The sequence below is a fragment of the Streptomyces sp. CBMA291 genome (assembly GCF_014596525.1).
In the GTDB taxonomy this organism is placed as follows: Bacteria; Actinomycetota; Actinomycetes; order Streptomycetales; family Streptomycetaceae; genus Streptomyces.
On record NZ_MSJP01000077.1, the window covers coordinates 20388 to 40354 of the forward strand.

General features: G+C 71.0%; 17 protein-coding genes. 6 read left to right on the forward strand and 11 right to left on the reverse strand.

The features are described 5' to 3' along the window. Positions 1 to 342: 342 nt before the first annotated feature. Together BU197_RS18380 and BU197_RS18385 are read right to left on the reverse strand one after the other, a co-directional pair. Complete coding sequence (locus BU197_RS18380) at positions 343 to 2187, reverse strand: SDR family oxidoreductase (protein ID WP_223183782.1); 1845 nt, start codon at positions 2185 to 2187, stop codon at positions 343 to 345. After that, a complete protein-coding gene (locus tag BU197_RS18385; protein WP_188269375.1) occupies positions 2187 to 3032 on the reverse strand; it encodes a M24 family metallopeptidase in 846 nt (281 codons plus the stop codon). The genes BU197_RS18380 and BU197_RS18385 overlap by 1 nt, the downstream gene beginning before the upstream one ends. A gap of 348 nt (positions 3033 to 3380) precedes the next feature. Here BU197_RS18385 and BU197_RS18390 point away from each other — a divergent pair, with 348 nt between their 5' ends. The 4 genes from BU197_RS18390 to BU197_RS18405 all read left to right on the forward strand — a co-directional run bounded on the left by BU197_RS18390 (position 3381) and on the right by BU197_RS18405 (position 6979). Continuing rightward, positions 3381 to 4346: an ABC transporter ATP-binding protein gene (locus tag BU197_RS18390; RefSeq protein ID WP_188269401.1), complete on the forward strand. Its 966-nt coding sequence runs from the start codon at positions 3381 to 3383 to the stop codon at positions 4344 to 4346. Then, a complete protein-coding gene (locus BU197_RS18395) occupies positions 4343 to 5254 on the forward strand; it encodes an ABC transporter permease (RefSeq protein ID WP_188269376.1) in 912 nt (303 codons plus the stop codon). Before BU197_RS18390 ends, BU197_RS18395 begins: the two co-directional genes overlap by 4 nt. Before the next feature lie 79 nt (positions 5255 to 5333). Continuing rightward, complete coding sequence (locus tag BU197_RS18400) at positions 5334 to 6245, forward strand: ABC transporter ATP-binding protein (RefSeq protein ID WP_188269377.1); 912 nt, start codon at positions 5334 to 5336, stop codon at positions 6243 to 6245. Positions 6246 to 6259: 14 nt separating this feature from the next. Further along, positions 6260 to 6979, forward strand: a complete 720-nt coding sequence (locus BU197_RS18405) for an ABC transporter permease (protein ID WP_188269378.1) — start codon at positions 6260 to 6262, stop codon at positions 6977 to 6979. A gap of 100 nt (positions 6980 to 7079) precedes the next feature. Here BU197_RS18405 and BU197_RS18410 read toward each other — a convergent pair whose 3' ends face one another. Both BU197_RS18410 and BU197_RS18415 read right to left on the reverse strand, forming a co-directional pair. Further along, positions 7080 to 8330: a CynX/NimT family MFS transporter gene (locus BU197_RS18410; protein WP_188269379.1), complete on the reverse strand. Its 1251-nt coding sequence runs from the start codon at positions 8328 to 8330 to the stop codon at positions 7080 to 7082. 170 nt (positions 8331 to 8500) lie between these two features. Then, the gene (locus BU197_RS18415) at positions 8501 to 9181 is read right to left on the reverse strand and encodes a FadR/GntR family transcriptional regulator (RefSeq protein WP_188269380.1); all 681 of its coding nucleotides are present in this window, start codon (positions 9179 to 9181) and stop codon (positions 8501 to 8503) included. Between the two features lie 148 nt (positions 9182 to 9329). On the opposite strand from BU197_RS18415, the gene lpdA reads away from it, so the two are divergent. Both lpdA and BU197_RS18425 read left to right on the forward strand, forming a co-directional pair. Next, complete coding sequence (lpdA, locus tag BU197_RS18420) at positions 9330 to 10733, forward strand: dihydrolipoyl dehydrogenase (RefSeq protein ID WP_188269381.1); 1404 nt, start codon at positions 9330 to 9332, stop codon at positions 10731 to 10733. Positions 10734 to 10908: 175 nt separating this feature from the next. Beyond that, positions 10909 to 11526 (forward strand): rhomboid-like protein, encoded by a 618-nt coding sequence (locus tag BU197_RS18425; RefSeq protein WP_188269402.1) that lies wholly within the window; start codon positions 10909 to 10911, stop codon positions 11524 to 11526. A 137-nt stretch (positions 11527 to 11663) separates the two neighbouring features. On the opposite strand, the gene BU197_RS18430 is transcribed toward BU197_RS18425, so the two are convergent. The 7 genes from BU197_RS18430 to BU197_RS18460 all read right to left on the reverse strand — a co-directional run bounded on the left by BU197_RS18430 (position 11664) and on the right by BU197_RS18460 (position 19891). Beyond that, positions 11664 to 12470, reverse strand: a complete 807-nt coding sequence (locus BU197_RS18430) for an HAD family hydrolase (RefSeq protein WP_188269382.1) — start codon at positions 12468 to 12470, stop codon at positions 11664 to 11666. Next, positions 12467 to 13756 (reverse strand): serine--tRNA ligase, encoded by a 1290-nt coding sequence (gene serS, locus BU197_RS18435; protein WP_188269383.1) that lies wholly within the window; start codon positions 13754 to 13756, stop codon positions 12467 to 12469. The genes BU197_RS18430 and serS overlap by 4 nt, the downstream gene beginning before the upstream one ends. A gap of 539 nt (positions 13757 to 14295) precedes the next feature. After that, positions 14296 to 15231, reverse strand: coding sequence for a prephenate dehydratase (gene pheA, locus BU197_RS18440; RefSeq protein WP_188269384.1), 936 nt, complete (start codon positions 15229 to 15231; stop codon positions 14296 to 14298). A gap of 57 nt (positions 15232 to 15288) precedes the next feature. After that, positions 15289 to 16557, reverse strand: coding sequence for an iron uptake transporter deferrochelatase/peroxidase subunit (gene efeB, locus BU197_RS18445; RefSeq protein ID WP_188269385.1), 1269 nt, complete (start codon positions 16555 to 16557; stop codon positions 15289 to 15291). A gap of 3 nt (positions 16558 to 16560) precedes the next feature. Beyond that, a complete protein-coding gene (locus BU197_RS18450; RefSeq protein WP_188269386.1) occupies positions 16561 to 18624 on the reverse strand; it encodes a copper resistance CopC/CopD family protein in 2064 nt (687 codons plus the stop codon). Between the two features lie 44 nt (positions 18625 to 18668). After that, on the reverse strand, positions 18669 to 19163 hold the full coding sequence (locus tag BU197_RS18455; RefSeq protein WP_188269387.1) for a copper chaperone PCu(A)C: 495 nt from the start codon (positions 19161 to 19163) through the stop codon (positions 18669 to 18671). Next, on the reverse strand, positions 19160 to 19891 hold the full coding sequence (locus tag BU197_RS18460; RefSeq protein WP_188269388.1) for an SCO family protein: 732 nt from the start codon (positions 19889 to 19891) through the stop codon (positions 19160 to 19162). Before BU197_RS18460 ends, BU197_RS18455 begins: the two co-directional genes overlap by 4 nt. Between the last annotated feature and the right edge of the window lie 76 nt (positions 19892 to 19967).

Consider the following 19967-nt stretch of genomic DNA (forward strand, 5'->3'; position numbering starts at 1 on the left):
CCTGCCTGGCCCGGCTCCGGGCCGGGGCCTCCTTGGCTTCGCCCCGCTTGGCCCGACCCCGACCCCGACCCCGACCCCGACCCCGACCCCGACCCCGACCCGGACCCGGACCCCGACCGGCTCGGCTCGGCCCCGCCCCGGACCTCCCTGACTTCACCCTGCCCCGCCCTGCCCCGCCCTGCCCTGGCCCCGCCCGGCCCGGTACTTTCCCGCCCGGCCCGGCTCCGCCCCGGGACCTCCCGGGTTCCGTCCCGCCTGGCCAGGACCCAAGCCCCGGGGCGCCTCCCCCGGCCCCAGCCTCGGGGCCTCCCCAAGCTCCGCCCTGGGCGCCCTCCCCCGTCCCTACGCCGGCGGCTGCCATCGGGCGAAGGCCCGCAGTATTCCCGGGCTCAGCCGGGACAGGGCGTGCGCGCCCCGGGCCTCGGGGGTCACCGGGACCACCGCCCGATCGTGCAGAACCGCCCCGAGGACCGCGTCCGCGACCTTCTCCGGCGGGTAGTTCCGCAGGCCGTACATTCGGGACGCCTTCTTCTGTCGTCGCTTCTCCTCCGCCTCGTCCGTGACCCCCGCGAACCGGGTGGTCGCCGTGATGTTGGTGTTGACGACCCCGGGGCATATCGCGGACACCCCGATGCCCTGATCGGCCAGTTCGGCGCGCAGGCACTCGCTGAGCATCAGCACCGCCGCCTTCGAGGTGCCGTAAGCGGGCAGTGCCCGGGAGGGCTGGAACGCGGCGGCGGAAGCGGTGTTCACGATGTGCCCGCCCTGACCGCGTGCCGTCATCTGGGCGCCGAAGACCCGGCAGCCGTGGATCACGCCCCACAGATTGACGTCCAGGACCCGCTTCCACTCCTCGGTCGTCGTCTCGAAGAAGGAGCCGGTGAGCCCGATCCCGGCGTTGTTGACGAGGATGTCGACCACCCCGTATTCGCCGGCCACCTTGGCGGCCAGCTTCTCCATCGCCTGCTCGTCGGAGACGTCGACGGTCTCGCCCCAGGCCTCGGGAGCGCCGATCAGCCGGGCCATCTCGGCCGTGCGGACCGCGCCCTCGGTGTCCCGGTCGACCGCGACGACCCGGGCGCCGGCCTCCGCGAAGGCGAAGGCGGTGGCCCGGCCGATGCCACTGGCCGCCCCGGTGACCAGGACCAGTTGGCCGCCGAACCGCTCGGCGTACTCCGGCCGCACCCCGCTCCTCGCCGCCGTCCCCGCGCCCGCCGCGGGCACCCGGCCCGCCGGTCCTTCGTGGGTCCGGACGAAGTCGCCGATCCAGGCGGCGAGCCGGTCCGGCCGGGTGCGCGGCACCCAGTGCTTCCCGGGCAGCGTGCGCCGGGTCAGGTCAGGCACCCAGCTCTCCAGGTCGTCGTAGAGCCGCTCGGAGAGGAAGGAGTCCCCGGTCGGCGTGATCAGCTGCACGGGCGCGTGCGCGTACGCGTCGGGACGGGGCCTGCCGAGGCGGACCCGGACGTTGTCCCGGTAGAGCCAGGCGCCGTGTGCCGCGTCGGTGGTCAGCGACGGTGTCGGGTAGTCCCCGGCGGGGACCTTCTCGACGCGCTCCAGGATCCTCGGCCAGCGCTTGCCGAGCGGGCCGCGCCAGGCCAGCTCCGGCAGGACGGGCGTGTGCAGCAGGTACACGTACCAGGACTTGGCCCCCTGGCCGAGGAGCTGACCGACCCGGCGCGGGGTGGGCCGGGCCATCCGCTGCTTGATCCAGTGCCCGAAGTGGTCGAGGGAGGGCCCGGACATCGAGGTGAAGGAGGCGATTCGGCCCTCGGTGCGCGCGACGGTGACGAACTCCCAGGACTGCACCGACCCCCAGTCGTGGCCGACGAGGTGCACCGGCCGGTCCGGGCTCACCGCGTCGGCGACCGCCAGGAAGTCGTCCGTCAGCTTCTCCAGGGTGAAGCCGCCGCGCAGCGGGACCGGTGCCGTGGACCTGCCGTGGCCCCGGACGTCGTAGAGCACCACGTGGAACTCCTCGGCGAGCCGGACGGCGACCTCCGACCACACCTCCTTGGAGTCCGGATAACCGTGGACCAGGAGGACGGTGGGCCGGTCCGGATCGCCGAGTTCGGCGACGCACAGCTCGATCCCGCCCGTCCGCACCCAGCGCTCACGGGCCCCCCGCGGCCCACCGGCCACCGCCTCCGGCCGTCCGGGTCCCGCCGTCGTCTTCTCGCGCCCCGCCATCAGACCGCCCCCTCGTTCCAGCGCCGCACGTGCGGCAGATCGTCGTCCAGCCAGAAAGCGCTCTGCTCGGGATCCCGGGAGTCCGTGACCACCAGGATCTCCTCGAACTTCGCGCCCACACCCCGGAATCCGAGGTGTGGTTCGACCGCCCACAGACCGGGCCGCGGCGGGTGGTCGGAGAACTTGTACGGCGACCAGAGCGGTGACCAGCCGTCCCGGTGCCCGTGCAGGGCGTCGCTTGCGAGACCCTTGAGCGCCTGGGCGCCGAAGCCGAAGAGCGTCGGTGTCCAGCGGCGCTCCCGCACCCGGTCGATCTTGTGGGCGATGACGCCGAAGGGATAGGCCCGATGCCGGTTGGCGTACCCCTGACGGGCCATCAATCGATCGACGTCCTCGTATATCTCGCGCAGCGTCCGGCGCTCGCGGACCTCGCGCAGGATCAGCTCGCGGTGCTCCCTGAGGTCGGCCGACAGCTTCTCGTGCAGGGGGTCGAGGCCCAGGCAGCCGCTGTAGCCGATGTCGGCCGTGTACCCCCGGTAGACCGGCGCCATGTCGAGGATGAACGGCATCCCGGCTTCGAGACGCCGGTTCGTGGGAAAGAACTGGAGCGGCACCTTGAAGTCGACGAAGGCGGTGCGGTCCCCGAACCAGGCGAAGGGCCGGTGGAACCAGTCCCGCACCCCTCTGTCGTACAGCCATTCGCGCTGCATCCGGGCGGCCTCGCGCTCGGTCACTCCCGGCTTGAGCTGCGCCGCGACGGCCTCCGCGCACTCGTAGGAGAGCCGCTGCACTTCCCTGAACCCCCGCAGCTCCGCCGCGAGTTCCCCTGTCACCGCTGAGGCCATGCCATCCGCCGTCCCGTGTGAGCGCTCGATCGCACTACGCGTCCGTAACTTGACACTGATGAATGTGACAATGCGCGGCGGCTGCGTCAAGAGGTCGGACGGCGGCCTGTGGAAAACCAGGGAAAGCGGCAGGGGAACGACAGGGAAGAGCCGGGGATGCCCCGGACGAGGACTCGGGGAAGACCCTGGGGAGACCCGGAGAATCCCCGCACTCGTCGGCTTGTCGCACCGGGAAAACGACTTTCGTCGCGACCTCCCCTCCCGTCTTGTACTCCTCTGGTCGGACAAGGATCGAGCCGTTGGGCTGACGACCTCTGTGGCGCACACCACTACCTTCGAGGGGTGACTGTGATCGCGACCGAAAGCCTCAGCAAGCGGTTCCCCCGGGTGACCGCACTCGACCGGCTCTCCCTGGACATCGGGCCCGGTGTGACCGGACTCGTGGGTGCCAACGGAGCCGGCAAGTCCACCATGATCAAGATCCTGCTCGGGCTCTCCCCGGCCACCGAGGGCCGCGCCGAGGTGCTCGGCCTCGACGTCCGGACCTCCGGGGCCGAGATCCGCGAGCGCGTGGGATACATGCCCGAGCACGACTGCCTCCCGCCGGACGTCTCGGCCACCGAGTTCGTCGTCCACATGGCGCGGATGTCCGGGCTGCCCCCGACCGCCGCCCGCGAGCGGACCGCCGACACCCTGCGCCACGTCGGCCTGTACGAGGAGCGCTACCGCCCCATGGGCGGCTACTCGACGGGCATGAAGCAGCGCGTGAAGCTCGCCCAGGCCCTGGTCCACGACCCGAAGCTGGTCCTGCTCGACGAACCGACGAACGGCCTCGACCCGGTCGGCCGGGACGAGATGCTGGGCCTGATCCGCCGCGTCTGGACGGACTTCGGCATCTCCGTCCTCGTCACCTCCCACCTCCTCGGCGAGCTGGAGCGCACCTGTGACCACGTCGTCGTCATCGACGGCGGCACGCTCCTGCGCTCCAGCTCCACCAGCGACTTCACCCGCAGGACCACGACGCTCGCGGTCGAGGTCACCGACTCCGACACGCACCCGGACGGCACGGCGGCGCTCCGCGCGGCGCTCGCCGCCGCCGGAGTCACCCTCCACGCGGGCGTGGAGGAGGGCCTGCCCGGCGCGGGCCACATCCTGCTCCTGGAAGCACCGGGCGAGGAGACCTACGACCTGGTCCGGGACACCGTCGCCGGGCTCGGACTCGGTCTCGTCCGCATGGAGCAGCGCCGCCACCACATCGCCGAGGTCTTCCGGCCCGAGGCTTCCCCGCAGCACGAGGAGGTGCCGGCCCCATGAGCACCCGGATCCCCCAGACCGCCCAGGACACCCCCGACACGACCCGGATCCACAACATCGGATACCGGTCCTACGACGGCCCGCGCCTGGGCCGGGCGTACGCCCGCAGGTCGCTGTTCTCGCAGTCGCTGCGCGGCGCCTACGGCCTGGGCCGCAGCGCCAAGTCCAAGGTCCTGCCGATGCTGCTCTTCGGCGTGATGTGCGTCCCTGCGCTCATCATCGTCGCCGTCGCGGTCGTCACCAAGCAGTCGAAGCTGTCGATCGAGTACACGCAGTACGCGGTCTTCCTCCAGGTCGTCATCGGCATCTACCTGGCCTCGCAGGCACCGCAGTCGGTCTCCCGCGACCTGCGGTTCAAGACGGTCCCGCTGTACTTCTGCCGGCCGATCGAGCGCGCGGACTACGTGCTCGCGAAGTTCGGCGCGATGGCCTCGGCGCTCTTCCTGCTGACCGCCGTCCCGCTGCTGATCCTCTGGATCGGCTCGCTGCTGGCCAAGATGGACTTCGGCACCCAGACACGACTGTTCGGCCAAGGGCTGCTGTCCGTGGCCCTGCTCTCGCTGCTCTTCGGCGGCATAGGCCTGGTCATGGCGGCCCTGACCCCGCGCCGGGGCTTCGGCGTCGCCGCCGTGATCGCCGCGCTGACGATCTCCTACGGGGCGGTCTCGACCCTCCAGGGCATCGCTCTCGGCACGGACAACCTGGGCGCCATCACCTGGATCGGGCTGTTCTCGCCGATCACCCTCATCGACGGTGTGCAGACCGCCTTCCTCGGCGCGCCCTCCTCCTTCCCTGGCGGCGTGGGACCGGGCGCGGGCGCCGGTGTGGTCTATCTGCTGGTCGTCCTCGCGCTCATCGCCGGCACGTACGGCGTCCTGATGCGCCGCTACCGAAAGGTCGGCCTGTGACCGCCCTCCCGGCGGCCGGGCCGCGCCCCGCCGCCCTCCCGTCGCCCGCCACCACCCCTCCCAGGATCGGGACGCGCCCATGAGCATCCTCACCATCGACCACGTCTCCCGCTGGTTTGGCAACGTCGTGGCCGTGAACGACGTCACGATGACGGTGGGTCCGGGCGTGACCGGGCTCCTCGGGCCCAACGGCGCCGGGAAGTCCACCCTGATCAACATGATGGGAGGCTTCCTCGACCCCTCCACCGGAGCCGTCACCCTCGACGACCGGAAGATCTGGGGGAACGAGTCGGTCTACCGCGAGATAGGCGTGGTGCCCGAGCGGGAGGCGATGTACGACTTCCTGACCGGCCGCGAGTTCGTCCTGGCCAACGCGGAGCTTCAAGGGCTCGGCGCCAAGGAGGCCCAGCGGGCGCTGGCCACCGTCGAGATGGAGTACGCGCAGGACCGCAAGGTCTCCACGTACAGCAAGGGCATGCGGCAGCGCGTGAAGATGGCCTCGGCCCTCGTCCACGAGCCGTCGGTGCTGCTGCTCGACGAGCCGTTCAACGGCATGGACCCCCGCCAGCGCATGCAACTGATGGAGCTGCTGCGGCGGATGGGGGCGGACGGGCGCACGGTCCTGTTCTCCTCGCACATCCTGGAGGAGGTCGAGCAGCTGGCCTCCCACATCGAGGTGATCGTGGCCGGTCGGCACGCCGCATCCGGCGACTTCCGCAAGATCCGCCGACTGATGACGGACCGGCCGCACCGCTATCTGGTGCGCTCCAGCGACGACCGGGCGCTCGCCGCCGCGCTGATCGCCGACCCGTCCACGGCGGGGATCGAGATGGACCGGACGGAGGGCGGTCTGCGGGTGCAGGCGGTGGACTTCGGGCGGTTCACGGAGCTGCTGCCGAAGGTCGCGCGCGAGCGGGGCATCCGCCTCCTGACGGTCTCGCCCTCGGACGAGTCCCTCGAATCGGTCTTCTCGTACCTCGTCGCGGCCTGAAAGGAGCCTGACCGATGTACAACCCCACAGTCGCCCGGCTCACCTACCGGGCCCTCCTCGGCCGCCGCCGGGCCCTGATCCTCTTCCTGCTGCCCGGCATGCTGCTGCTCATCGCGGCGGCGGTCCGCGCCTTCAACGGGGCGGACGACCAAGTCGCGGCCGACGTCCTCGGCGGGTTCGCGCTGGCCACGATGGTGCCGCTGATCGGCGTCATCGCGGGCACGGGCGCGATCGGGCCCGAGATCGACGACGGATCGATCGTCTATCTGCTGGCGAAGCCGGTGAAGCGGTCCTCGATCATCTTCACCAAGCTGATCGTGGCGGTCGCGGTGACGATGGTCTTCTCGGCGGTGCCGACCTTCGTCGCCGGATTCATCCTCAACGGCAACGGCCAACAGGTCGCCGTGGCCTACACGGTGGCGGCGCTGGTGGCCTCCATCGCGTACAGCGCGCTGTTCCTGCTCCTCGGCACGGTCAGCCGGCACGCGGTGGTCATCGGCCTGGTCTACGCCCTGGTGTGGGAGGCCCTGTTCGGCTCCCTGATAGCGGGCGCGCGGACCCTCAGCGTGCAGCAGTGGGCACTCGCCCTGGCGCAGAAGGTCACCGGAGACGGCCTGGTCACCTCCGAGGTCGGCCTTCCGACGGCGATCGTGCTCCTCGCCGGGGTCACGGTGGCGGCGACCTGGTTCGCCGGCCACAAGCTCGGCAGACTGACCCTCGCGGGCGAGGAGTAGAGGAGCGGACCCCGAAGGAAAGACGGATGCGGTACGGCTCCGCGGGCCCGGGGCACCACCCCGGGAGCCCCGGCCAGGAGCCGCCCCGCCCCGCCCTCCCTCACACCGCCCGGTCCCGGGCGGCCAGCAGTCCGACGCCGAGGGCGGCCGCGCAGACGGCGAGGACCGCGCAGATCGGCAGGGTCCAGGTGCCGGTGGCCTGGTAGAGGGCGCCGGCCGCGAGCGGACCGACGGCGGCGAGCAGATAGCCGACGGTCTGCGCCATCCCGGAGAGTTTCATGGCGGTGACCGCGTCCCCGGCGCGCAGCACGATCAGGGTCAGGGCCATTCCGACCGCGCCGCCCTGGCCGATGCCGAGGACCGCCGACCAGAACCAGGCACCCTCCACCGGGGCCACGAGGAGACCGGCGTAACCGGCGGCGACGAGACTGGTGACGAGGACGATCAGCGGGCGCTGGCTCTTCATCCGCCCGGCGATCAGCGGCACGGCGAAGGCGCCGATGACCTGGATCAGATTGTTGAAGGCGAAGATGACTCCGGCGGTGGACCGGTCCATCCCGTGGTCGCTGAAGATCGTCGGCATCCAGGCGATCAGGACGTACGACCAGAGCGACTGAAGCCCCATGAACAGCGTGACCTGCCAGGCGAGCGCCGAACGCCAGACGTTCACCGGACGGGCGGCCCCGGCCGATGGGACGGCTCGCGCCTCGTGGCCGGTCCGGCCCCGGGCGATCAGGACCTGGGGCAGCCAGGCGACCGCGGCGACCGCGGCGAGCAGCGACCAGAAGCCGAGTGAGGCCTGCCAGCCGCCACCGAGGGCCTTCTCCAAGGGCACGGCGGAGGCCGCCGCCACCGTCGCCCCGGCGATCATCGCGCTGGTGTAGACGGAGGTCATCGCCGCCGCCCGGTCGGGGAAGTCGCGCTTGATCAGACCGGGCATCAGCACATTGAGGAGGGCGATGGCGGTACCGACGAGGACACCGCCGCCGTACAGCGCGGAGGCGGAGGGCAACAGGCGCACGAGGATGCCGACGGCGAGCAGCAGCAGCGCCGCGAAGAGGACGCGCTCGGCGCCGAAACGGCGGCCCAGCCACGGCGCCACCAGGGCCCCGACGCCGAGGAAGAGCACGGGCACCGAGGTGACGAGGGAGCTGGCGGTCGAGGAGAGCCCGAAGGCGGCGGATATCTCGTCGACCAGGGGCGCCACGCTCGCGAGCGCGACCCGCATGTTCAGCGAGGCCAGCACGATGCCGACGAGCAGCAGCGCCGGGTGGGCGAGCAGGGCCCGCCGGGCGGCCGTACCCGCCGCCGTCTGCCGTACACCGGCCTCGGCGTCGACGAGCAGAGGCATACCGCTCCCGGCCGCCACACCGCCCCCAGCCGTCCCGCCGGGCCCGGAAGCCGCACCGCCCGCACTCGATCCCGTACCCGAACGCGTAGCCGACCCCGACCCCGACCCCGATCCCGATCCCGATCCCGACCCCGACCCCGATCCCGTACCCGGCACTCGGGTCTCCGCGCTCATCGGGAGTGCTCCATCAGCGCCGTGACGGTTTCCAGGGCGACTCGGAGCAGTTCGCGGGCCTGGTGCTGGGCCTCGTCCGGGTCGCCCGCCTCGATCGCGGCGACCAGCGCCTCGTGGGCGTCTATGTCGACCGGCGGCATCTCGTGGTCGACGAGCGCCTCGGCCAGCACCTCGTGGACCTGGGCGGAGAAGAAGCGGTACACCTCGACGAAGGCGGCGTTGTGGGTGGCGCCGACCACCGCGAGGTGGAAGGCGAGGTCCGCGTCCGCGTGCCGGTCGCCCTCCTCGCGCAGGGTGGTCAGGGCCGCCCGAAGCCGCAGCAGGTCGTGGGTGTCCCGCCGGGTCGCGGCGAGCCGGGCCGCCTCGGTCTCCAGGGCGATCCGCAGTTCGATGACGTCGGGCGCGCCCGCGTGCCGGACCCCGCGCAGGACGGCGGTCGGATCGGCGGTCGACCGGACGAAGGTGCCGTTGCCCTGACGGGACTCCAGGAGACCCGAGTGGACCAGCACCCGGACCGCCTCGCGGACGGTGTTGCGGCCCACGTCGAGCTGTTGCGCCAGCTCGTGCTCGGTCGGGATGCGGTCGCCGACCGCCCACTTCCCCTCGGCGAGCTGTGCGCGCAGCTGCTCCACCGCCGAGTCCACCAGCGAGGTCCGCCCCGCCGCCCTCAATGTCATCTCGTTCCGGCCTTCCCATCGATACTTGCCCGGTCATCCTACAACTGCATAGGCCCGGTCATCCCACAACTGACCCGGCCGGAGGACTCCGGACTACTGTGGGGCCCGTACGCGGATCGAACACCCTCATCACCCTCGGGAGTCAGTCATGTCAGACCGCTTCGACGTCGTCGTACTCGGAGCTGGCCCCGGCGGCTACGTCGCCGCCATCCGCGCCGCCCAACTGGGCAAGCGGGTCGCGGTCGTCGAGGAGAAGTACTGGGGCGGTGTCTGCCTGAACGTCGGCTGCATCCCCACCAAGGCGCTGCTGCGCAACGCCGAACTCGCCCACATCTTCAACCACGAGGCGAAGACCTTCGGCATCAAGGTCGACGGCACGGTCTCCTTCGACTACGGCGAGGCGTTCCGCCGCAGCCGCTCGGTCGCGGACGGCCGCGTCAAGGGCGTCCACTTCCTGATGAAGAAGAACGGCATCACCGAGTTCAACGGCCGGGGTACCTTCCTCGACCCGCACACCCTCCAGGTGGCCAAGTCCGACGGCACCTCGGAGACGATCTCCTTCGACCACTGCATCATCGCGACCGGCGCCACCCCCCGGCTGCTCCCCGGCACCGCCCGCAGCGAGCGCGTCGTCTCCTACGAGGAGCAGATCCTCGCCGAGGACGCCCCGAAGTCGATCGTCATCGCCGGCGCGGGTGCGATCGGCATCGAGTTCGCGTACGTCCTCAACAACTACGGCACCAAGGTCACGATCGTCGAGTTCCTCGACCGGATCGCGCCGCTGGAGGACGAAGAGGTCTCCAAGGAGCTGGCGAAGCAGTACCGCAAGCTCGGCATCGACGTCCTGACCTCGACCCGCGTCGAGACCATCGACGAGTCGGGCCCGCAGGTCCGCGTCACCGTCACCGGCAAGGACGGCGCGAGCAAGGTCCTGGAGGCCGACAAGGTCCTCCAGGCCATCGGCTTCGCGCCGAACGTCACCGGCTACGGTCTGGAGGCCACCGGCGTCGCCCTCACCGAGCGCGGCGCGATCGACGTCGACGGACGCTGCCGCACCTCCGTGCCGCACATCTACGCCATCGGCGACGTCACCGCGAAGCTGATGCTCGCGCACACCGCCGAGGCCATGGGCGTCATCGCCGCCGAGACCATCGGGGACGCCGAGACGATGGAACTCGACTACCCGATGATCCCGCGCGCGACCTACTGCCAGCCGCAGATCGCCAGCTTCGGCTGGACCGAGGCGCAGGCCCGCGAGAAGGGCTTCGACGTCAAGGTCGCCAAGTTCCCGTTCGTGGCGAACGGCAAGGCGCACGGTCTCGGCGACGCGACCGGCTTCGTCAAGATCATCGCCGATGGCACCCACGGCGAGATCATCGGCGCCCACCTGATCGGCCCCGACGTCACCGAGCTGCTGCCCGAGCTGACCCTGGCCCAGCAGTGGGACCTCACCGTCCACGAGGTCGCGCGGAACGTGCACGCACACCCGACGCTGGGCGAGGCAGTGAAGGAAGCGATCCACGGCATCGCCGGACACATGATCAATTTCTGAGTTTCCGCGGGCTCCGGGTGATAGGCACTGAAGGGTGCCGACCGAAGCCAGTGGAACCAGCGGAACGGGCGGAGCCGTCGGAAGCGGCGGCTCCCCACCGGGTGGCGGCCCCGGCGGCTCCCCCTCGGGTGGCGGCCCCGGCGGCTTCCCGCGGGGTGGCGAACCGTCCCGGCCGATCAGGTCGTGGGTGCGTTCGTCACCCGGTACGCATGTCTGGCTGCTGGTCATCACGACCACCAGCCTCGTCATCCTGCTCGCCCCGCGGGGCCTGGAGACGCACCTCCTCCACCGCAACAGCAGCAATCTGCACCAGCTGTCCCACCACCCGATCCGTGCCCTGCTCGGCAGTGCCTTCTGGATCGAGGACCCTGCCGCCCTCCCGCTCTACGTGGTGCTCTTCGAGCTGCTGCACGCCCCGGTGGAGCGCTGGCTCGGCACCGTGCGCTGGCTCTGCGTCGTCACCACGGCCCACGTCGCCGCGACCCTGATCAGCCAGCAGGTCGTCCTGGTCGCCATCCGGCACCACGACGTCCCGCGCAGCATGGCGCATGTCGTCGACATCGGGGTGAGTTACGGGCTGGCCGCCACGGCGGGCATCCTCGCCTACCGGCTGGCCGGGCCCTGGCGGTGGCTCTATCTGGCGGGAGTGGTGGCCTTCTTCGTCGTGCCGTTCGTCGCCGACCGCACGTACACCGATCTCGGGCATCTGATCGCGCTCGCGATCGGTCTGGCCTGCTATCCGCTCACCCGGGGAAAACCGGTCGCTCCCGAACGGCGGCCCGGCGCACACTAGTCGTGCGGGAGGAACGGGGGATCTCCCGGGGGGAGGGGCGTCCGCTTCGAGCGCGCGGACCCGGTCGTCCGCTTCGAGCGGGAAACCGGGCCGCGCGAGGGCGCCCCTCCCTCTTCCACAGGGCTCGTGCCGGTCCCTCAGGACGTCAGCAGGCGCTCCAGGACGACGGCGATGCCGTCCTCCTCGTTCGACAGGGTCACCTCGTCGGCCACCGCGCGCAGTTCCTCGTGCGCGTTGCCCATGGCGACGCCGTGGGCCGACCATCCGAACATCGGTATGTCGTTCGGCATGTCGCCGAAGGCGATCGTCTCCGCCGCCTTCACTCCGAGCCGACGCGCGGCGAGCGAGAGACCGGTCGCCTTGCTCAGGCCGAGCGGCAGGATCTCCACGATCCCGGGACCGGCCATGACGACGTCGACGAGACCGCCGACCGACTCCCGGGCGGCCCGGGTCAGCTCGTCGTCCGTCAGCGTCGGGTGCTGGATGTAGAGCTTGGTCAGCGGCGCCGCCCACAGCTCCGACGGGTCCTCGTAGGGGATGTACGGCAGCGGGCCTTCCTGCACCTGGTAGCCGGGGCCCATCAGGACCTCGCCCTCCAGACCGTCCCGGCTGGCGGCCAGCGCCACCGGGCCGACCTCCGCCTCGATCTTGGAGAGCGCGAGCCCGGCGAGCTGCCGGTCCAGGGTCAGCGAGGTGAGCAGCCGGTGCTCCCCCGCGTGGTAGACCTGCGCGCCCTGGCCGCACACCGCGATCCCCTCGTAGCCGAGGTCGTCGAGGATGTGCCGGGTCCAGGGCACCGCCCGGCCGGTGACGACGATGTGCGCGGCGCCCGCCGCCGTCACGGCGGCGAGGGCTTCCCGCGTACGGTCCGAGACGGACTCGTCGGCGCGCAGCAGGGTGCCGTCGAGGTCCGTCGCGACCAGGCGGTAGGGGAAGGAACTCACTTGGCGATCGGCTCCAGGACCTCACGGCCGCCGAGGTACGGCCTGAGCACCTCGGGCACCCGCACGGAACCGTCGGCCAGCTGGTGGTTCTCCAGGATGGCGACGATCGTGCGCGGGACGGCGCACAGCGTGCCGTTCAGGGTGGCCAGCGGCTGGACGGTCTTCTTGCCGCCCTGCTCGTCCCGCATGCGGACGGAGAGCCGACGGGCCTGGAAGCTGTCGCAGTTGGAGGCCGAGGTCAGCTCGCGGTACTTGCCCTGGGTGGGGATCCACGCCTCGCAGTCGTACTTACGGGAGGCGGAGGCGCCGAGGTCGCCGGTGGCGACGTCGATGACCTGGAAGGGCAGTTCGAGACCGGTCAGCCACTGCTTCTCCCACTCCAGGAGACGCTGGTGCTCGGCCTCGGCGTCCTCCGGAGCGACGTACGAGAACATCTCGACCTTGTCGAACTGGTGGACGCGGAAGATGCCCCGGGTGTCCTTGCCGTACGTGCCGGCCTCGCGGCGGAAGCAGGGCGAGAAGCCCGCGTACCGCAGCGGCAGCTTGTCGGCCTCGATGATCTCGTCCATGTGGTACGCGGCGAGGGGGACCTCGGAGGTGCCGACGAGGTAGTAGTCGTCCTTCTCCAGGTGGTACACGTTCTCCGCGGCCTGGCCGAGGAAGCCGGTGCCCTCCATGGCGCGCGGACGGACCAGCGCGGGGGTCAGCATGGGGATGAAGCCGGCCTCGGTGGCCTGCGCGATGGCCGCGTTGACCAGGGCGAGCTCCAGGAGGGCGCCCACGCCGGTCAGATAGTAGAAGCGCGAGCCGGAGACCTTGGCGCCCCGCTCCACGTCGATGGCGCCGAGCGCCTCGCCCAGCTCCAGGTGGTCCTTGGGCTCGAAGCCCTCGGCCGCGAAGTCGCGGATGGTGCCGTGCGTCTCCAGGACGACGAAGTCCTCCTCGCCGCCGACCGGGACGTCCGTGTGGACGATGTTCCCGAGCCGGAGGAGCAGGGACTTGGCCGTCTCGTCGGCCTCGTTCTGCTCGGCCTCGGCGGCCTTGACGTCGGCCTTGAGCTGCTCGGCCTTCTGGAGAAGCTCGGCGCGCTCCTCGGGGGTGGCCTTGGGGATCAGCTTGCCGAGCGACTTCTGCTCGGAGCGGAGTTCGTCGAAGCGGACGCCGGACGACCTGCGCCGCTCATCGGCGGAGAGCAGGGCGTCGACGAGGCCGACGTCCTCTCCACGGGCGCGCTGGGAGGCGCGAACACGGTCGGGGTCCTCACGGAGCAGGCGAAGGTCAATCACCCCACCAGGCTACCGTCGCGCGTTCGTCCGCCCTTACCGGATAACGGCACGCGTGTTGCCACCCGAGAGGTGATTTGTTGCACTTCGCCCCTTTTAATCCCTACAAGGGTGGTCGGGAGTGGCCGACAGGGGGTGAGCGCGGGCTCTTCGCGAATAGTTATCCACAGGCTGTGTGGAAGATCTGTGGACTAGGGAGAGTGTCAGAAGGATTCCCGTCCAAGGGCCCTGGAATTACATGACTAAACCCCGGCAAGGTGCTCATTCGGGTGAGAAATGCCCGCCCGGATAGGCGGTCCGGGTGAAGAGTGCTGACGTAGCCCTCGGTGGGGCGTTGTGGATGGAGGGCGCTACGGGGCCCCCGGCAGGGTGATTTGTCGACCTTGTCGATGCGAGCTGTCGACTTGTCCCCAGGCTGAACGGGATGCCTGTGGATAACCGCTGTGGGTAACTGAAAAATATGCAGGTAGGACTAGTAGGACTATCGATCCGTGCCTGTGGACGAACGCTCCCATCGTCGGGAGCTTTCGGTCACCATCGGATCAAGCCCGACCGTCCTGGGCCCTCGCCAACCAGTCGGAGGCCGTCGTGAACTCCCCGTCCGAAGTTCCGTGCCGCAGCGGCGGTACATCCTCGGCCGAGACGCCCGCCCTCGGATACGAGCCGAGGAAGCGCACCTGGGGGCAGATCCGCTTGAGCCCCATCAGCGCCTCGCCCACCCGCCGGTCCGAGATATGGCCCTCGGCGTCCACGGCGAAGCAGTAGTTCCCGATCCCCGCTCCCGTGGGCCGGGACTGGATCAGCATCAGGTTCACCCCGCGCACCGCGAACTCCTGGAGCAGTCCGAGGAGGGCACCCGGATGATCGTCACCCAGCCACAGCACCACCGAGGTCTTGTCCGCGCCGGTCGGAGCGGCCGGTCGGGCGGGCCGACCCACCAGCACGAAACGCGTCTCGGCGTTCTCCGCGTCGTGGATCTCCTTCACCAGCGCTTCGAGACCGTACGTCGTCGCCGCGAACTCGCCCGCGAAGGCGGCGTCGAAACGGCCCTCCTGTACGAGCCGGGCCCCGTCCGCGTTGGAGGCGGCCGACTCCCACACGGCGTCGGGCAGGTTCTTCCGCAGCCAGTTCCGCACCTGCGGCTGCGCCACCGGGTGACCGGTGACCGTCTTGATCTCCGAGAGCTTGGTCCCGGGCCGGACGAGCAGCGCGAAGGCGATCGGCAGCAGCACCTCGCGGTAGATCATCAGGGGTCCGCCGGAGGCCAGCTCGTCGAGAGTGGCCGTCACCCCGCCCTCGACCGAGTTCTCGATCGGCACGAGGGCGGCGGCCGCCTCCCCGTTCCGTACGGCGTCGAGCGCGGCCGGGACGGAGACCATGGGGACGAGTTCCCTCGTCGCGGCCTCGGGCAGCGTACGCAGCGCGGCCTCGGTGAAGGTGCCCTCGGGGCCGAGATACGTGAACCGGTTGGCGGACATACGGTCACCCTAATGGCCCGGACGCGTAAGGGAATCCAGCCGACGGCCCGTGGGCGCTCAGGATTCCAGAAGGCGCTGGCCCACGTACTCGCCCTGGGCCGGGCCGCCCGGAACCGCGAAGAGTCCACTGGCCTCATGGCGGATGAACGCCGACAGGGCGTCGCCCCGGTCGAGCTTGCGCTGCACCGGCACGAAGCCCCTGAGCGGGTCCGCCTGCCAGCAGATGAAGAGGAGCCCGGCGTCCGGCGTCCCGTCCGCGCCGATGCCGTCGTGGAAGGAGAACGGCCTGCGCAGCATCGCCGCCCCGCCATTCTGTTCGGGGGCGGAGATCCGGGCGTGGGCGTTGTCGGGGACGGCCAGCTGTCCGTCCGGGCCCCGCTTGTTCAGGTCCAAAGCGGTGGTCTCGGAGCCGCCGCTGAGCGGGGCTCCGTCGGACTTCCGGCGCCCGATCACCTTCTCCTGCCCGTCGAGCGGCAGCTTCTCCCAGTCGTCGAGAAGCATCCGGATCCGGCGGACCACCGCGTAGGAGCCGCCGGCCATCCACGCCTCGGCGTCGGTGCCCCCGGCGGGGACGAAGAGGCGCCGGTCGAAGTCGGGGTCGGCGGGCTTCGGGTTGTTGGTGCCGTCGACCTGCCCCATCAGGTTCCGGGCGGTCATCGGCTTCGCGGTGGCACCGGCCGAGCGGTTGAAGCCGTTCATCTGCCAACGGACCCTGGCCGTGTCGCCCGCGTCCTTCTGGAGGGCCCGCAGGGCGTGGAACGCGACCAGGGCGTCATCGGCCCCGATCTGTACCCACAGATCGCCCTCCGAGCGACGCGGGTCCAGTGCGTCGGAGGAGAAGGCGGGCAGCGGATCGAGGGCGCCGGGCCGCCGCGAGACCAGCCCGGTGCGGTCGAAGAACGTACGGCCGAAGCCGAAGGTGACCGTGAGGGAGGACGGACCCGCGTCCAGCGCGATCCCGGTGTCCCCGGTCGCCGCCTTCCCCGCCATCAACGCCTTCGCCGTCGCCGACCAGCGGCGCAGCAGGGCGGTGGCCTCCTTGCGCCCGGCGCCTGGTGCCAGGTCGAAGGCGACCAGATGGCCTCGGGACTGGAGCGGGGTGGTGATGCCTGCCTGATGTTTCCCGTGAAACATCACCTCCGTCGCTCCGACGGCGGTCAGCCTCGGGGAGCCGCCGGAGCCGGGGGCGCCCGGCTCGTCGCCGGAGACGGCCGCGGAGATTCCGGCGCCCCCGGCCGCGCCGAGGACGAGGCCGGTAGCGCCCGCCGCGCCGACGGTGCCCAGCAGGCGCCGCCGGGAGATCTCAAGGTTGTCGTTCTCGGTCACGGGTCAGCCGATCTTCACGTTCTTCTCGACGGTGGTCTGGTCGATATCGGAGGTACGGACGGTCACCTGGATCCGCCAGTCGCCGGAGAGCGGGATCTGTACGCCGCTCGCGCTCCAGTGTCCGGTCTGGATGCGGTCGGGGGCGACGGGCAGCGGGCCGATGTCCTTCGCCTCCAGGGTCAGGGCGACCTTGATCTCGGGCACGTCGAGCGGCTTGCCATTGGGGCGCTCGACGAAGAGGTGCAGCCCGTTGGCGCCGGTACGGCCCGGGTCGAGGCTGAGCCGGACGACGCCCTTGCCGTCGACGCCGCCGGTGTCGAAGGGCAGCCGGATGTCGACGGGCCGGTCGGGCACGGCGGCGGGGCCGGAGGCCGGGTTCGCCCGTGCGGCCTCTTCCTCGGTGCGGCCGGGCTCGGTGGAGGTGAGGACGGTGGTCACGGCGAGGAGGACGACGGCGACGGCCGCCTCGGTCAGCACCGAGCGGCGCAGTCCGGCCCGCTCGGGGTCGGCGTCCCGCTCGCGCTTGCGCCGGGCGGTCGCTACGGCGGCCCGCTGCCGGGCGAGCTGCGCGGCCCGCTCGGGGTCGGGGACGGCTTCGTCGACGGCCGGAGTCACCGTTCCGGCCGCTTCCTCCTCGGACGCGGCTGCGGCCGTGGCGGGGGCAGGAGCAGAGGCTGTGGCTTGGCCCTCGGTGGCTGTCTCGGTGTCTGCCTCGTCCGCGCCCTGAGCGGTTGCCGCCGGGTCTTGGCCGGGCTCCGAAGCGGTCTCGGGCTCGGAAGCGGCCTCGGCTGCGGTGTCCGTCCCCTGGTCGGAGCCGGTCGTCTTCGAGTCGGCCAGGCGGCGGATCCAGCGACGGGAGATCCAGGCGATGCCGAGGAGGACGCACAGCAGGCCGATCTTGACGAGCAGCAGCTGCCCGTAGCGGGTCCCGGTGAGCGCGGACCAGGAGCCGACCTGGCGCCAGGACTGGTAGAGCCCGGTGGCCGCGAGGACGACCACGGAGCCGAAGGCCACCGTGGAGAAGCGCTCGACCGCCGAGCGCTCGACGTGCGGCGCGCGGTAGAGGGAGACGAGCAGCGTGGTCAGACCGCCGAACCAGGCGGCGACGGCCAGCAGGTGCAGGATGTCGACCGGCATGGCGATGCCCGGCTGGAGACCGGTCGAGGCGTGCTCGGCCAGGGCCCAGGTTCCGGCGATGCCCGCGGCGACGACGGTGCCGCCGATGGCGAGCCCGAAGGAGAGGTCCTTCTTCTCCTTCGGGTCGGTGCGCCGGGCGTAGGAGCCGAAGAGGACGGCCACGAAGAGCGCCGCGGCGCCGAGCAGCAGCAGCCGGGAGGTGAGCGCGGCGCCGGTCTTGGTCTCCAGGACGGCCTTGAGACCGGCCAGGTCGAAGACGTCGGAGAGTTCGCCGGAGCCGGTGTACGGGTTGCGCAGGAGCAGCATGGCGAGGGTGGCACCGGTGAGGACCAGCCAGCCGCGGACCACGGTCTGCTGGACGGGCCGGACGCTCGCCCCGCGCGGCCAGCAGGCCAGGACGAAGGCCCCGCCGCCGACGAGGACGGCGAAACCGGCGTACGCGAGATAGCGCGCGATGCCGTAGAGGGTGCCGACGATTCCGCCGCCGACGGGCCGGTCGGGCAGGGCGACCGAGGTGGCGGAGGGGGCGCCGATGGAGAAGGTGAAGGCCCCGGAGATGGGGTGACTGTCGGCGGAGACGGTCTGCCAGGCCACTGTGTAGGTGCCGTCGGGCAGGCCGGCGCGGAGCGCCACCCCGTAGCGGACCAGGGAGTCGCTGCACAGGTCGCGTATCTCGCCGGTGTCGGCCCGTCGGCCCGCCGGGTCGAGGACCCGGATCGAGTCGGGGCTCATGGCGACCTGCTCGGAGAAGGTGAGGTTGACCTCCGTGGGAGCGGTGGCGACCACCGCCCCGTCCTTCGGGTCGCTTCCGGTCAGCGCCGCGTGCGCGGACGCGGGGGCGGCACCGGCGAGCAGCGTGCCCAGAAGCGCGGCTGCCAGGATCAGCAGCCGGGCCAGGGCGGTGCCGAGGCGCGGGGCGGTGGTTGTCATCTCTGGGTTACTCCGTCAGTTCCGTCCGAGCTGCGTCAACAGGCTCAGTGCTGCTGCGGGTTGTGGTTGGGCGCTTCGACCGGAAGGTCCACCTTGATGGTGGCCGACTTCTCGAAGTGGAGCTCGATACCGACCTTCTCACCTTGCTTGGGCTTCGTCTTCAGGCCCATGAACATGATGTGGTTGCCGCCGCGGGAGAGCTTCAGCTCGCCGTTCGCGGGGATGTCGAAAGACTTCACCTCCAGCATCTTCTGGTTCTTCGTCTCGTGGATCGTGACGTCGTCCGAGAGGGAGCTGGTGACCGACGTCAGCTTGTCGGCCGTGGAGCCGTCGTTCTTGATGGTGAGGAAGCCACCGGCCATGTCCATCACGGGCTGGGGCATGAACGCGCCGCTGACCTCAAGCTTCGGCTTGCCGTCGTCGGAGGTGACGGAACTGCCCGAGCTTTCCGAGCTGTCGGTGGAGAAGGAACACCCGGCCAGCGCGAACGAGGCGGCGAGCGCCACGGTGGCGGACAGGATGGTGGTGCGGCGGATCACGGGTTCTCCCCCTTGATGAGCTTCGGCAGGTCCTTGGCGTAGTCGTCGACGCCGGCGTCTTCGCCGTACAGGACGTAGCCCTGGTCGGTGGTGGGCGAGAAGGCGACGACCTGGGCTCCGTGCATGGAGATGACCTGGTCGCCCTCCTTCTTCGGCGGGTCGATGCCGATGCCGATCTGGCGGGCACCCGCCTGGATGGTGGCGAACTCGCCGGTGAGACCGGTGAAGGACGGGTCTCCCGCGGCCGGCAGCCACTTGGCGAGTTCGGCCGGGGTGTCCCGCTCGGGGTCGGTCGTGACGAAGACGACTTCGAGCTTGTCCTGATCGGCCTTGGGCAGCTGCTTCTTGGCGATGGCGATGTTGCTCATCGTCATGGGGCAGACGTCGGGGCAGTGCGTGTAGCCGAAGTAGAGGAGGGTGGGCTTGCCCTTGGTCCGTTCCCGCAGGTCGAACTTCTGGCCCTGGGCGTCGGTGAGGACGAGGTTCGGCTTGGCGTACGGGCGGTCCAGGACGGTGGCGACCTTGGTGGGGTCGTCACCGCCGGAGACCACGGCGACCGCGCCGTTGGCGGGGGCCTTGTCGCTGTCGCCGTCGCCGAGGCCGACGGCCGCGGTGACGCCGATCGCCGCCACGATCGCGACCGTGGCGATGATCAACGGGGTGCGCCGGCCGGGCCGGGACCCCGTGGTGTCCCCGAAGTCCGGGGTGGGTGTCTTCTCTGCGGACATGTCGCTTCTTTCCGCTTCTGTCGGAGGGTGGGGATGCGGAGGAGGTTGAGGGAGGAGGGGTGGGGCTGGGTGGGGC

Bases quoted from the DNA above. Each gene is read 5' to 3' on its own strand.
- BU197_RS18380 (WP_223183782.1), bottom strand. From the start codon at position 2,187: ATGGCGGGGCGCGAGAAGACGACGGCGGGACCCGGACGGCCGGAGGCG.
- BU197_RS18385 (WP_188269375.1), bottom strand. From the start codon at position 3,032: ATGGCCTCAGCGGTGACAGGGGAACTCGCGGCGGAGCTGCGGGGGTTC.
- BU197_RS18395 (WP_188269376.1), top strand. From the start codon at position 4,343: ATGAGCACCCGGATCCCCCAGACCGCCCAGGACACCCCCGACACGACC.
- BU197_RS18400 (WP_188269377.1), top strand. From the start codon at position 5,334: ATGAGCATCCTCACCATCGACCACGTCTCCCGCTGGTTTGGCAACGTC.
- BU197_RS18405 (WP_188269378.1), top strand. From the start codon at position 6,260: ATGTACAACCCCACAGTCGCCCGGCTCACCTACCGGGCCCTCCTCGGC.
- BU197_RS18410 (WP_188269379.1), bottom strand. From the start codon at position 8,330: ATGCCTCTGCTCGTCGACGCCGAGGCCGGTGTACGGCAGACGGCGGCG.
- BU197_RS18415 (WP_188269380.1), bottom strand. From the start codon at position 9,181: ATGACATTGAGGGCGGCGGGGCGGACCTCGCTGGTGGACTCGGCGGTG.
- lpdA (WP_188269381.1), top strand. From the start codon at position 9,330: ATGTCAGACCGCTTCGACGTCGTCGTACTCGGAGCTGGCCCCGGCGGC.
- pheA (WP_188269384.1), bottom strand. From the start codon at position 15,231: ATGTCCGCCAACCGGTTCACGTATCTCGGCCCCGAGGGCACCTTCACC.
- BU197_RS18450 (WP_188269386.1), bottom strand. From the start codon at position 18,624: ATGACAACCACCGCCCCGCGCCTCGGCACCGCCCTGGCCCGGCTGCTG.
- BU197_RS18460 (WP_188269388.1), bottom strand. From the start codon at position 19,891: ATGTCCGCAGAGAAGACACCCACCCCGGACTTCGGGGACACCACGGGG.